Below are 13,253 nucleotides of genomic sequence, written 5' to 3' on the forward strand. Positions count from 1 at the left end.
CCGGATTTTAAATCGGGTTGAGGTATAGTGTAGCCCACAGCTAAATAGTTAATCTATGGAGATGAAACAGGTTCAGCGATCGCATTCTTACCCCTTTTTCCCCTTAGCGAGTCTATTGTTTGGCGGAAGCTTACTGTTAAATAGTCCCGCAACCGCTCAAATTATACCCGATAATACACTGGGATCAGAACGTTCTGTTATTAGACAAAATGTTAATATTAATGGCAGTTCCGGCGATAGAATAGAGGGCGGTGCATCACGGGGAGGCAATTTATTTCACAGTTTTAGAGAGTTTAATATTTCTGAAAATGGGCGAGTTTATTTTGCGAATCCCGCCGGAATTGAAAATATTTTAACTCGGGTAACAGTCGATAATATTTCTAACATTCTCGGTACATTAGGAGTAGAAGGCACGGCAAATTTATTTTTGATTAATCCGAATGGAATTTATTTTGGGCCGAATGCACGGTTAGATGTAGGCGGTTCATTTTTTGCATCTTCAGCAGATAGTATTTTATTTAACAATGGGACTGAATTTAACGCGATTAATCCTCAGATTCCGCCATTATTAACGATTAATATTCCCATTGGTTTACAGTTAAGAAATAATCCCGCTAATCTTCAGGTCGATCAAGCTCAACTCGGTGTTAAAGAGAGTCAAAGTTTAGCATTAGTTGGAGGAAACATTAACATCAATGGCGGACTATTAAGAGCGCAAAATGGTCGAGTAGAACTTGGAAGTGTAAGTGAAGGAGTTGTTGAAATCGAACAAAATCGCTTAAATATCCCCGCCAATATTCAACGATCTAATGTTGTAATTAGTGAGAATTCTACCCTTGAAGTGATTGGAGATGGACAGGGAAATATTAATATTTTTGCTCGCAATCTATTAATTTATAATAGTGACCCAGCCTTAAGAGCAGGTATTGATACAAGCAATCAAAGTATAGCAGGTTTAACACCCGTAAATATTCAACTTAATGCCACAGAATCTGTTACGATTAGTAATAGTAAACTTTCTAATATTGTTGAACCTGGAGGAATTGGAAATAGCGGTCAAATTCTGATTAAAGCTAACAATTTAAGCATGAGCGAGGGTGCTGCACTTGATAGTCGTGTGAGAGGTTCGGGAGAGAATAACCAACGGATAGCTGCACAGGGAAATGCAGGTGCAATTTCTATAGAAGTTGCTGAAGCTGTTACATTAGATCGCAGTTTTATTAATACGAATGTGGGGAATAATGTTTCAGGTGATAGTGGGGTAATTGAAATTATTGCTGATTCTCTGATTCTTCGTAATGGTTCAGAACTGAATACTGGAAATTCTGGACAGGGTTATTCCGGTGATATTACAATTACAATTACAGGTCATTCTTTATCACTGAGTCAAGCTTCAAATCTCGATAGTCGAGCATTCAAAAGTGAAGAAGAACGTCCTGGAAATGCTGGAAATATTACGATTAATGCAGAACAGGCGATTGTTAATCTCAACCGAGGTTATATCTTTACAACGGCTGGTAATGGAGTTCTCGGAAATAGCGGAGATATTAACATTCGAGCAGCATTTCTTTCACTAAGTAATGGGTCGAGAATTGAAGCGAATACTTCGGGTGGGAATTCAACTCAACCCTCAAAAGCAGGTAATATAACCCTTAACGTTCGCGATCAAATTAGAATTGATGGGGTTGATGGGGTTGAGGAAATTAGCCCAGATACCGCCCCAAAATCTAGCGGAGTTTTTAGTCAAGTTGCAGAAAAAGGAGTTGGAACTGGGGGAAATATTGACATTCAAGCGCGATCATTAACTTTAACAAATGGCGGACAATTGAGTGCAGATACTTTTGGAGTTGGTGATACTGGATATATTAATATTGAAGTTGAGGATACAGTTGAAATTGCCAAAACTTTTGATAATGGGGTTAATATTCCTCAGTTAAGTGGTATTTTTTCCCGAGTCAATAACGGTGCAGTTGGGAGTGGTCAATAAATTAGGATTCAAGCTAATTCATTATCAATTTTAGAAGGAACTATTGACAGTCGAGTTCAAGGATCAGGTGCAAACAATGAGCGTATTGCTGGACAAGGAAATGCAGGAAGTATTACCTTTAATATTGCTGACTCCGTGACTTTAAATAAAGCCTATATTAATGCTAATATAGGCAGTAATGTGATCGGAAATAGTGGCTTCATAGAAATTAAATCAGGCTCGTTATTAATGATGGGAGGTTCTCAACTTAATTCTAATACTTCAGGAGGCAATTTTGAGCAACCCTCACAGGCTGGAGAAGTCAGATTAAATATTCGCGATCGCCTTAATTTAGAAGGACTAGGAACAACGGTAGATCCTGCCCAACAAACTAAAATTACCACCGAAGTTGATAATGGTGGAATTGGAGAAGCTGGACAAGTGAAAATTGAAGTCACAAACGGCTCTTTTTCGATGAATAATGGGGCGGCTTTAGTAACCCGAGTTCGACGGGCGCAAACCGATGAAAATACCGGAGAAATTCTTATTCCAGCCGGACAAGGAAATGGGGGTGATGTTAATATAAATGTACAAGATGATGTCATTATTGAGAATAATAGTTTGATTTTAACAACCGTTGGAGATGAAGTTTTAGGAACTCGTAGCGGCAATGTTAGTATTGAATCTAATTCAGTTTATTTAAACAATAATTCCGAAATTATTACAGCCACAGGGGGGAGTATAAACGCTTTACAAACGCCCTCAGTTGCGGGTAATATCTCCATGCAAGTGAGTGATTCAGTTAACTTAAGTCAAAGTCAAATTATTTCTTCAGCTACTCAAAAAGCAACCCGTGCATATGGTGGAAATATTACGATTAACACCCCGTCAATTTCCTTAGAAAATAGTGCAATTACAGCCGGAGATGGGACACTAAATCCTGCTGAAGAAAATAGTGCGGGTCAAATCATTGTCAACGCCCCTAACCTTCGATTTAATACCGGAATATTACAGGCAGATACTCAACGCGATCGCACAGAAACCGCCAGTATTACGGTTAATAGTCAAGACTTACGTTTACAAACTCAAAGTAACTTGACCACTAATGCTAAAGAAACCAATGGGGGTAATATTACCATTAACGCAGAAACGTTAGTGGGTTTAAATAATAGTGATATTACAGCCAACGCGGATGGTGGTGCAGGTGGTGCTATTTTGATTAATGCTGAGGGAATTTTTGGGGCAACTCCTCTAACTCGACAACAAGTTGAAGAACGTTTGGGTGAACAACAAATTCAAGGAAATCCTCAATTTAGTCAAGATTTACTGCAAACAACCAGCGATATTGTAGCGATTTCAACCACCGATGCTGCCCTGAGTGGAAGTGTTGATCTTAATAGTGCGCTTGATCCGTCAAAAGGATTAGTTGATTTACCTCAACAAGTCATTGATCCTGCCGCATTAATTGCTGAAGATCCCTGCAAACAAGGTTCAGAAAGTGAGTTTATTATTACCGGGCGAGGAGGAATACCAACGACACCCGATGATCGGTTTACAGGCGAAAATGTGCGAGTAGAATTAGTTGATCCGAGTTTGGAAGAAGACTTAATAGAAGACGCCGGAAAAGTTCAGCAACCGATTGAAGAAAAGGTTTCTAGTGCTAATATTATTCCCGCTAGAGGATGGATTCGCACAGCTAACGGTGAGGTTATTTTAGTCAGTTATGACCCCACTCGTCGCGGAATTCGACGTCAACCTCGCAACTCCAGTATTTGTTCACCTTTTTCTGAAGACTCAGAAATGAACTCAAAAATCGAATAAAAAAATCGAACTTTCTACTCAACCTTGTCGTCAAAGAGAGGAATAGGGGTAGGATACTGAGGGGGAAAATCACTCTGGCGTTTCTCTTGAGATATTGGTTATTATCAAGCTAACCTCTATTTGACTCATTTCAGTGACCCCATTACAGCAGAATAAAAGTGCAATCACTTTATTGTTGTGTAGGATGATCTAAACGGAGATTCAAAAAATCTGGAGATTTACCTGAATGCCTTTCACAAAGTCCATTTATACTTCCCCGACTAAAACCTTGAATTTAACTCAAAATCCTTTAACTTCTGAACAATTTCAACTGTTTCAATCTCATTTATTAGAGTCAACCTTTACTCCTTCAAATTATTCCTCTGATCAAGTTTTTGCGGGAAGTTCTATCAATCTTTTTTTTGATCCTCGTCGTCCCCAACAGTTTAAACGTCCGGATTGGTTTGGTGTTGTTGGAGTTGATAAACTTTATCAAGGTCAAAATATTCGCAGATCCTATGTGAGTTGGCAAGAATCTTTTAATCCTTTTATTGTGATTGAATTTATGGCTGATGAAACCGCCACTGAAGATTTAGGTCAAACTCCGGTTGGTGTAGAGACTATTCCAACAAAATGGGATGTTTATGAACAGTTTCTTCGGATTCCCTATTATATTTTGTTTGATCCTGAAAACAATAAATTAGAAGCATTTCATTTAGTGGGAAGTCGCTACGAACAACTCGAACCCACTGAACAACGAATTTGGATACCGGGCTTAGAATTAGGATTAGGGTTATGGAAAGGTGTTTATCAAGGGATTGAACGGCAATGGTTACGGTGGTCTGATGTTCGAGGAAGTTGGATAGAAGTTCCGAAAAATAAACAGCCAATTTCTCAACCGAAGTCTGAACAAATTCACAAACGAAAACAAATCAATAAACAGCAACAAATTGGAAAAAATTTAAAGGAAAAGTTAAAAAATATTGGACAAAAAGTTGATTCAATCTAGTCATTGATTGCGTGAGTTAGACTAGCATAACGTCTCTTTTTTTATTGTTGATCAGAAAAGATGAGTTGTACTACCTCTAACTCATGTTAAAATTTTGATTGGATGAATTCTTGATGAAAACGTGCTGAAGTTTATTGACTTATTTGCTGGAATAGGAGGGTTAAGATTAGGATTTGAACAGGGAATTGCATCTCTGGGGTGGAGAGGTGAATGTTTGCTAGCTAGTGAAATTGATGCGGAAGCTAGTCAAGTCTATTCTCAAAATTTTCTACACGTTCCCGAAGGAGATATTCGTCAGATCAAATCTTTACCTGAACATGACGTTTTACTGGCTGGTTTTCCTTGTCAGTCCTTTTCTTATGCGGGAAAAAAACAAGGCTTTGGGGAGATTCGCGGAACGCTATTTTTTGAAATTATGCGGCTAATTGATACCAATCAGCCTCAAATTTTAATCCTAGAAAATGTCCGGGGTTTAACTACCCATGATCACGGCAAAACCTTCGCAACAATTGAACATGAGATTAAATTAAGAGGTTACAGTTTTTATCAATTTATCCTCAATAGTGTTAACTTTGGCTTACCTCAAAATCGAGTCAGAGTTTACATGATTGGGGTATTAAATGCTTCGCCCCAATTCAACCTAATTTCTGACTTAGGGCCGAAAGATTCCCACAGTTATAACGCAGTTCAGCTTAATCTTTTTAGTTTAAATCATTTTCCCCCAAAAGTCAAAGATATTCTCGAAGAAAATCCCGATTCATCCTTTGATTGTTCACCCGAATTTTCACAAGCTTTAAACAAAGTTGTTCAAGGAGATCTTAACAAGTTACATGGCGTGCGGTTAATTGACTATCGGGGTGGAAATTCGATTCATTCTTGGGAGTTAGGCTTGCGAGGAGACTGTAGCCAAGATGAAATTAAATTAATGAATTTACTGATTACCGAAAGACGTAAGAAAAAATTTGGTCAACATCAAGATGGGAAACAACTCACCCGCGAACAAATTGCCAGTTTTTTTGAACATCCCAAATTAACTCATCTTTTAGAATCTCTCGTCACAAAGCGTTATTTAAAAGTAATTAACGGACGCTACAAACCCGTTTCAGGTAACTTTTCTTTTGAAGTCTATAAATTTCTTGATCCGGAGAAAGTCTCTGTTACCTTAGTCGCCAGTGATGCTAACCGGATTGGAGTTTATTACAATAATAGAGTTCGTAGAATTACTCCCAGAGAAGCCGCCCGTTTACAGGGATTTCCAGACGACTTTCAACTCCACCCAAACCCAAGCAAAGCCTTTTATCAATTGGGAAACTCAGTGAGTATTAATGTGATTACTGCGATTACTCAAGATGTGATTAACCAGGTTTTTAATAATAATTGTCCTGAACTTCCTTTACTTCACCTGAATCAACCAAAAGAAAATGTTTATTCTATTGCCGAGTTGAACCCTATATGCCATGATAGAGAATAAGTCAGAACTTGGTGGAAAGATGGCTCAAAATCTCGTTTCTGTTGACCGACTCAGACAGCTAACTAATCTATCGATAGAAACTTTAGAATCTCTGCTGACAAGTCCCGATGTTTCTTCTCAACAAAAAGCAGAGATTGCCTTTAAAATATTAGAACTGGTGGGTGTGTCTCCAGAAACTTTGATCTCTCCTGCTGTTTCTCCGAAAACAAACGGTTTTTCACCCCAACCGACAACACCCCAAGCTGATCCGATTCCCGCCCCTGACTATCAATCGGTTATCCAGAAAGAATCGCTATTTTTACCGGGCGATCATGTTTTTATTGAAAACTTTTTATCTTTGGAAGAAAACCAAGAAATCTTAAAAATTGCCTTCAGTAAAAGCGATCAATTTGTCGGTTCCACCACCACAACCCAAGCCGTAAACTATCGTCAGTCTTCGATCTTGTATGCGACTTTATTTCCGGAGTTTTATAACTTGATGAGAAACAAAATCTTAAACGCTTTACCCGATATTTTACCCCAACTCAATCATCAACCCTTTGACGTTTCTCAAGTTGAAATGCAACTCACCGCCCATAATGACGGTTGCTTTTACAAAATTCATAATGACTCGGGAAGTGAAAAAACCTACACTCGCACCCTCACTTACGTTTATTATTTCCATCAAGAACCCAAGCAATTTTCAGGGGGAGAACTGAGACTCTATGAAACCGAACTTAAAAACGGTTCAGCCATTAGTCAGGGTCAATATAAAACCATAGAACCCCGCAATAATAGTATTGTCTTTTTTGATAGTCGCTGCAAACATGAAGTCATGCCCGTTCGTTGTCCGTCTCAGCGCTTTGAAGATGGACGCTTTACCCTCAACGGTTGGTTACGACGCCCTGATCATTAAAACTTATTCAACTTCGCCCGTCGGACTCTAAATACAGAGGGAGTCAGAGTTTTTTCAAGAACAAATCGCTTTTTCTCAAAGATAAGTCTTCCCATCTCCCCACCTCCTCACCTATCAACTTTTAGTCCAACGAGTGAAACAACCCTGGGGTAAGAAATTTTGGGAAGATCAAAAATTAGACCAAATCGGTGAATTTTTCTTAGAGAATCTACGTTAGAATGCCTTGTGACCTGCATTAAAATTAGAGACTAATGACGGATCGAACTGTAGCCCCCTATGGATCTTGGAAATCTCCCATTACTGCCGATCTAATTGTAGCGGGAACGGTTGGACTCGGAAGTGTTGCTTGGGATGGGGAAGATATTTACTGGCTAGAAGGACGTCCTTCAGAAGGAGGACGTAATGTATTAGTTCGACTGACTCCCGATGGTCAACAACAAGATGTTACTCCCAAACCCTTTAACGTGCGGACTCGGGTTCACGAATATGGGGGCGGATCATATACTGTTTATCAAGGCATTGTCTATTTTTCTAACTTTGTCGATCAACGTCTCTATCGTCAGGTCATTCACAACAGTGCTATTCCTCACGAAGTCACTCCTGAACCCCTGACACTTGATGGAAACTACCGTTATGCTGATGCGGTGATTGATACCCAACGTCAACGGTTGATCTGTATCCGCGAAGACCACACAGGTGAAGGTGAAGCGGTTAACACCATTGTCAGTATCAACCTGAATAACCCCGAAGATGTCAAAATCTTAGCATCGGGGATGGACTTCTATGCTTCCCCTCGCCTCAACGCTGATCATTCCCAACTGTGTTGGATTAGCTGGAATCATCCGAATATGCCGTGGGATGGTACCGAACTGTGGTTAGCTTCCGTCGAAGCCGATGGTTCTCTCGCAGCCCCCAAAAAGATCGCTGGTGGTCCAGAAGAATCCATTTTTCAGCCTCAATGGTCGCTGAGAGGTGTACTCTATTTTGTCAGTGATCGTTCTAATTGGTGGAACTTTTACCGTTATCGATCTGGTGAGATCGAACCTCTCTACCCCATCCCGGCTGAGTTTGGCTTACCGCAATGGGTTTTCGGAATGTCTACCTACGGTTTTGCCACTCCCGACGGAATTATCTGTGCCTACAGTGAAAAAGGGAATTCCTATCTCACCACGTTAAATACACAATCTCGCCAACTCCAACAGATTGAGATTCCCTACACAACGATTTCTGGAATCAAAGTTTCTGGAGGCCGTATTCTATTTATTGGGGGATCTTCGACTGAACCGAGTGCAGTTGTCCGCCTCAACTTTTCTGATGGGGAAATATCAGAATTAAAACGTTCAACCGATCTGGAGATCGACACCAACTATTTGTCTGTTGCTGAATCGATTGAGTTTCCCACCGATAACGGTCAAACTGCTTACGGCTTTTTCTATCGGCCCACGAATAAAGACTACACCGCCCCAACGGGTGAAAAACCGCCTTTATTAGTCAAAAGTCACGGTGGCCCGACGGCGGCGACATCGAGTAGCCTTAGTTTAAAGATTCAATATTGGACGAGTCGAGGGTTTGCTGTCTTGGATGTCAACTATGGCGGAAGTACAGGCTATGGCCGTGAATATCGTCAACGGCTAAAAGACAATTGGGGAATTGTTGATGTCAATGACTGTGCAAATGGGGCGAAATACTTGGCACAAAAGGGTTTAGTTGATCGCGATCGTATGGCAATTACAGGCGGAAGTGCGGGCGGTTACACTACATTGTGTGCCTTGACGTTTACAGATGTGTTTAAAGCCGGGGCGAGTTATTACGGGGTTAGTGACTTAGAAGCATTGGTTCGAGATACACACAAATTTGAGTCGCGCTATTTGGATAATTTAATTGGGCCTTATCCTGAATGCCAGGAAATCTACATTCAGCGATCGCCCATTCATCATACTGAAGGGTTGTCCTGTCCGGTGATTTTCTTTCAAGGTTTAGAAGACAAGGTAGTGCCGCCCAACCAAGCTGAAACCATGGTAGAAGTGTTGAAAGCCAAGGGGTTAACCGTTGAATATGTGGTGTTCCCCGACGAACAACATGGGTTTCGTAAAGCGGAAAATATTAAACGGGCGATCACAGATGAGTTTCGCTTCTATGCCCAGGTATTCGGGTTTGAACCTGCTGACGCTTAAGTTTGGGTTTTGGGTAGACAGAAAGGAAATTTGATCTGTCTATCCAACTAAGCATTCCATTGTTAGGCCACTAGAAATGGATTTGCCGCCATTAAATCTGACGAATCTACACTCATTAATACGGCTAAAGTTTCACTCTCAAAATTGATGATGGTATCACGATTACTCTGAGTTATCGATAAAGCTTCTGGAGTAAAACCCCCTTCAAGTCTCAACAAATCAGTTCCGATTTCAAAATCTAAAAAAGCTACCCTAGAATCTGCTAGAGTAGCTTAAATATTATTGAGTTGTAGATAGGGAAACAGAAATCAACTATGCGATCGCTGCAACCCGAACATCATTATTTGCTAACAAGTCTTGCAACTCCTCAGAGTCAACCGTCTCTTTCTCAATCAACATATCTGCTAACTTATTGAGAATCTGACGATTTTCTTCTAACACATTTTTAGCGCGAACATAAGCTTCATCAACTAAGCTACGAACTTCTTCATCAATCGTCGCCGCCGTTTCTTCTGAGAAATCCCGCTCAGACATGATATCACGACCGAGGAAAACATTCCCCTGTTGACGACCTAAAGCCACAGGCCCCAACCGTTCGCTCATCCCGTAACGAGTAATCATCTGACGGGCGACGCGAGTCACCTGTTGCAAGTCATTAGAAGCGCCAGTTGTGACTTCTTCATGTCCAAAAACAATCTCCTCAGCCAGACGACCTCCCAAAGCGACAGCCATCTGATTTTGCAGATAAGAACGACTGAATAAACCCGAGTCCATCCGATCTTCACTGGGCATAAACCAGGTTAAGCCACCCGCACGACCCCGAGGAATAATGCTGATTTTTTGTACAGGGTCATAGTCCGGCATCAACGCACCAACTAACGCATGACCTGCTTCGTGAAAAGCAACCAGAGTTTTGCGCTTTTCGCTCATTACCCGATCTTTCTTCTCGGGGCCTGCTAACACGCGATCAATGGCGTCATTCACCTCATCCATCGAAATTTCAGTTAAATTACGACGAGCGGCTAAAATTGCAGCCTCATTGAGCAAGTTAGACAGGTCAGCGCCTGTAAACCCAGGAGTCCGACGGGCAATTTTTTCTAAGTCTACATCTTTGGCAAGAGTTTTGCCGCGAGCATGGACTTGCATAATTTCTAGACGACCAGCGAAGTCCGGACGATCCACAACCACTTGACGGTCAAAACGACCCGGACGCATTAATGCTGCATCCAAGACATCAGGACGGTTGGTAGCCGCAATAATGATAATTCCGGTATTGCCTTCAAAACCATCCATTTCGGTGAGTAACTGGTTGAGGGTTTGTTCCCGTTCATCGTTACCGCCACCTAAACCTGCACCCCGTTGACGACCAACGGCATCAATTTCATCGATGAAGACGATACAAGGGGCGTTGGCTTTGGCTTGTTCAAACAGGTCACGTACCCGAGAAGCACCGACACCGACGAACATTTCAACAAATTCTGAACCGGAGATACTGAAGAAAGGAACACCTGCTTCCCCGGCGACGGCCTTAGCCAGAAGGGTTTTACCCGTTCCCGGAGGGCCAACTAATAGCACACCTTTGGGAATTTTTGCACCGACTGCCGTAAAGCGATCGGCATTTTTCAGGAAGTCTACTACTTCGCTCAGTTCGAGTTTAGCCTGTTCAATTCCAGCTACATCCCCAAAGGTGACTTGAGTTTGGGGTTCCATCTGAACTCTGGCTTTAGACTTACCAAAGTTCATCGCTTGGCTTCCAGGGCCGCTTTGGGCGCGACGCAATAAGAAAAATAAGCCAACTAAAAGTAAAATAGGGAAGAATAAGCTGCTGAGAGCTTTGAACCAGAAACCCTCATCACTTTGGGGCATTACGGAAATGTCAACGTTATTCTCACTGAGAATATCGATCAAGCCCGGATCGGGAGGAAGGTTAACCATGATTTTGGCGCCATCCTCGGCGGTAACGAGAGCCTTGGATCGATCAGCGCTCAGGCTAACCCGCTCAACCTGATTGTTCTCGACTTCCTGAATGAAAGTGCTATATTTCCAAGTTTCCCGTGTTTGAGGTTGTTTATCAAAAAAGGCTGTTGCCAGGGCAATGACAACAATTGCTAAAAGTGCGTATAAGCCTGCGTTTCTCCAGCGTTTGTTCACCGGGGTCTATCCTCCTAATGTTGCTCCGAGTCCTGTGGACTCTGGTATCTTTTTTATTATGTTTACCAATCTTAACGTATTTTTCATCAATCCTGGGGATCGGGACAAGAAGCCTTAACATTCGATCGGGGTGATGTTGTCACTTCAGACCGGGAATGGGTGGCGAAAAATAAACGCTTGTTTATTAACATCGAATCACTTTTTTGTCAAGATGGTTTTCGCTTCAGTTTTCTGAGAACAGAAGGACTAGAAAAATTAAGAATTGAACAGAGTTAAGAATGAGTTCATTATTGTTAATTGAAAAAGATGATTTGAAACTTGAAGTTTTATGCAAAATCTAGAAGCGACACTGCAAGCAGCTTTAACATTTTATCAAGCCGGAGATGATCACACAACGGAGTTGGTCTGTTGCCAAATCCTAGAATCTCATCCTGACTATGAACCTGCTTTGAATCTTTTAGGGAAAATTAGACATCATTCTATTCAGCAGCAGCTTTCTGCTGCAAACGCAGGTCTAGCTTATCATTTATGGTACTATAATCAGCAGGTTTGGACAACCACAACTTGGGCAGGAGTCAAAGCCTTGAAATCTCCCTGTGATCTGTGGAATTATCAAGAAATTATTTTTGAGTTGAAACCCAGTTTAATTCTAGAGTTTGGGACTTACTCCGGGGGCGCAACATTGTTTTTTGCGTCTTTACTCGATCAAATGTCTTATGATTCTAAAATCTTATCTATTGACATTGATCATCATTTAATGGATGAAAGCCTGAGACATAATCCGCGTATAGAATTAATGCTTTGTTCTTCTATTAGTCCTCAAGTTTCTCAAAGAATTTCTCAGTTACGTCAAGAATTTCCGGGATCTGTTTTTGCTATTTTAGATAGTAATCACGAAAAAAATCATGTTTTTCAAGAAATGTTATTATTGCGTTCTTTATTAAACAAAGGAGACTATCTTATTGTCGAAGATGGAAATATTAATGGTCATCCCGTATTACCCGAATGGGGAGAAGGGCCTTACGAAGCGATAGAACAATATGTTTCGCTATATCCCAATGACTATGAATTGGATCGCAAACGAGAAGATAAATTTGGTTTTACTTTTGCTCCAAAAGGATTTTTAATTCGATGTTAATTTTTATTCCTATTTAGTGATGAAATTTAGATTACATCAACCTACCTTAAAGTTATTACAAGGATTATCGGGAGTAGAACTCGGTGCTGCGGCTCATAATCCCTTTGGTGTTCATTCTATGAATGTTTCACCTAAATTTGATGAACAGGTTTATCGCGAGAGTCAAGTTGAAATGGGAGAAACTCCGACTCCAATTGATCTTTATGGAGATGCCAGTAATATTCCCCTAGACAAACACAGCCAAGATTTTGTATTATCCAGTCATGTTTTAGAACATATTCCTAACCCGATACAAGCCTTTTTAGAGTGGCAAAGAGTGCTGAAACCCGGTGGTTATGTTGTAATGATTGTTCCTCAACCCGATGCTTTACTCGGTGATAATCGCGCTTTATCTCGTTATGATCAACTCATTCAAGCTTATCAAGAAAATTGGACAATCGAAACTGCACCCCCTGGAAGTTGTTATTCTGATCATTATTGGAAATTTACCTCAACAATGTTAAGAAAGTTTATTGACAAATTAAAATCAGGAGTAGAAGATTTACCGCACATTAATTGGACATTAGTTGGAATAGAAGATCCCGATAGTAAAGTCGGAAACGGATTTTGGCTTGCTTATCGAGTTCAATAATTTAACTTCAAACTTAAA

10 protein-coding genes are annotated in these 13,253 nt (G+C 40.8%); 8 read left to right on the forward strand and 2 right to left on the reverse strand.

What is annotated here, in order from left to right:
• The first annotated feature begins 55 nt into the window (after nucleotides 1-55).
• The 6 genes from M595_RS14895 (at nucleotide 56) to M595_RS14920 (ending at nucleotide 9,315) form a co-directional block, all read left to right on the forward strand.
• A complete protein-coding gene (locus tag M595_RS14895) occupies nucleotides 56-1,987 on the forward strand; it encodes a two-partner secretion domain-containing protein (RefSeq protein WP_052001782.1) in 1,932 nt (643 codons plus the stop codon).
• 135 nt (nucleotides 1,988-2,122) lie between these two features.
• Nucleotides 2,123-3,787 (forward strand): autotransporter outer membrane beta-barrel domain-containing protein, encoded by a 1,665-nt coding sequence (locus tag M595_RS14900; RefSeq protein ID WP_040484151.1) that lies wholly within the window; start codon nucleotides 2,123-2,125, stop codon nucleotides 3,785-3,787.
• A 226-nt stretch (nucleotides 3,788-4,013) separates the two neighbouring features.
• Nucleotides 4,014-4,775, forward strand: coding sequence for a Uma2 family endonuclease (locus tag M595_RS14905; RefSeq protein WP_023067147.1), 762 nt, complete (start codon nucleotides 4,014-4,016; stop codon nucleotides 4,773-4,775).
• A gap of 121 nt (nucleotides 4,776-4,896) precedes the next feature.
• The gene (gene dcm, locus M595_RS14910; protein ID WP_023067136.1) at nucleotides 4,897-6,246 is read left to right on the forward strand and encodes a DNA (cytosine-5-)-methyltransferase; all 1,350 of its coding nucleotides are present in this window, start codon (nucleotides 4,897-4,899) and stop codon (nucleotides 6,244-6,246) included.
• Between the two features lie 19 nt (nucleotides 6,247-6,265).
• Nucleotides 6,266-7,141 (forward strand): 2OG-Fe(II) oxygenase, encoded by an 876-nt coding sequence (locus M595_RS14915; RefSeq protein WP_023067165.1) that lies wholly within the window; start codon nucleotides 6,266-6,268, stop codon nucleotides 7,139-7,141.
• A 251-nt stretch (nucleotides 7,142-7,392) separates the two neighbouring features.
• Nucleotides 7,393-9,315, forward strand: coding sequence for a S9 family peptidase (locus M595_RS14920; RefSeq protein ID WP_023067141.1), 1,923 nt, complete (start codon nucleotides 7,393-7,395; stop codon nucleotides 9,313-9,315).
• Nucleotides 9,316-9,377: 62 nt separating this feature from the next.
• Here M595_RS14920 and M595_RS31205 read toward each other — a convergent pair whose 3' ends face one another.
• Complete coding sequence (locus M595_RS31205) at nucleotides 9,378-9,530, reverse strand: hypothetical protein (RefSeq protein ID WP_161809823.1); 153 nt, start codon at nucleotides 9,528-9,530, stop codon at nucleotides 9,378-9,380.
• A 97-nt stretch (nucleotides 9,531-9,627) separates the two neighbouring features.
• Nucleotides 9,628-11,466 carry an ATP-dependent zinc metalloprotease FtsH3 gene (gene ftsH3 / locus M595_RS14925; protein ID WP_023067153.1) on the reverse strand — a complete coding sequence of 613 codons (1,839 nt, stop codon included), beginning with the start codon at nucleotides 11,464-11,466 and terminating at the stop codon, nucleotides 9,628-9,630.
• A 328-nt stretch (nucleotides 11,467-11,794) separates the two neighbouring features.
• On the opposite strand from ftsH3, the gene M595_RS14930 reads away from it, so the two are divergent.
• Both M595_RS14930 and M595_RS14935 read left to right on the forward strand, forming a co-directional pair.
• Nucleotides 11,795-12,604 carry a CmcI family methyltransferase gene (locus M595_RS14930; protein WP_023067128.1) on the forward strand — a complete coding sequence of 270 codons (810 nt, stop codon included), beginning with the start codon at nucleotides 11,795-11,797 and terminating at the stop codon, nucleotides 12,602-12,604.
• Between the two features lie 19 nt (nucleotides 12,605-12,623).
• Complete coding sequence (locus tag M595_RS14935) at nucleotides 12,624-13,235, forward strand: class I SAM-dependent methyltransferase (protein ID WP_023067133.1); 612 nt, start codon at nucleotides 12,624-12,626, stop codon at nucleotides 13,233-13,235.
• Nucleotides 13,236-13,253: the final 18 nt, after the last annotated feature.

Origin of the sequence: Lyngbya aestuarii BL J (assembly GCF_000478195.2) — a bacterium.
GTDB classification, from domain to species: Bacteria; Cyanobacteriota; Cyanobacteriia; order Cyanobacteriales; family Microcoleaceae; genus Capilliphycus; species Capilliphycus aestuarii.

What these genes read in the sequence shown, in the direction of transcription:
- M595_RS14895 (WP_052001782.1), top strand. Translation starts at nt 56, where the DNA reads ATGGAGATGAAACAGGTTCAGCGATCGCATTCTTACCCCTTTTTCCCC.
- M595_RS14905 (WP_023067147.1), top strand. Translation starts at nt 4,014, where the DNA reads ATGCCTTTCACAAAGTCCATTTATACTTCCCCGACTAAAACCTTGAAT.
- M595_RS14915 (WP_023067165.1), top strand. Translation starts at nt 6,266, where the DNA reads ATGGCTCAAAATCTCGTTTCTGTTGACCGACTCAGACAGCTAACTAAT.
- M595_RS14920 (WP_023067141.1), top strand. Translation starts at nt 7,393, where the DNA reads ATGACGGATCGAACTGTAGCCCCCTATGGATCTTGGAAATCTCCCATT.
- M595_RS14930 (WP_023067128.1), top strand. Translation starts at nt 11,795, where the DNA reads ATGCAAAATCTAGAAGCGACACTGCAAGCAGCTTTAACATTTTATCAA.
- M595_RS14935 (WP_023067133.1), top strand. Translation starts at nt 12,624, where the DNA reads ATGAAATTTAGATTACATCAACCTACCTTAAAGTTATTACAAGGATTA.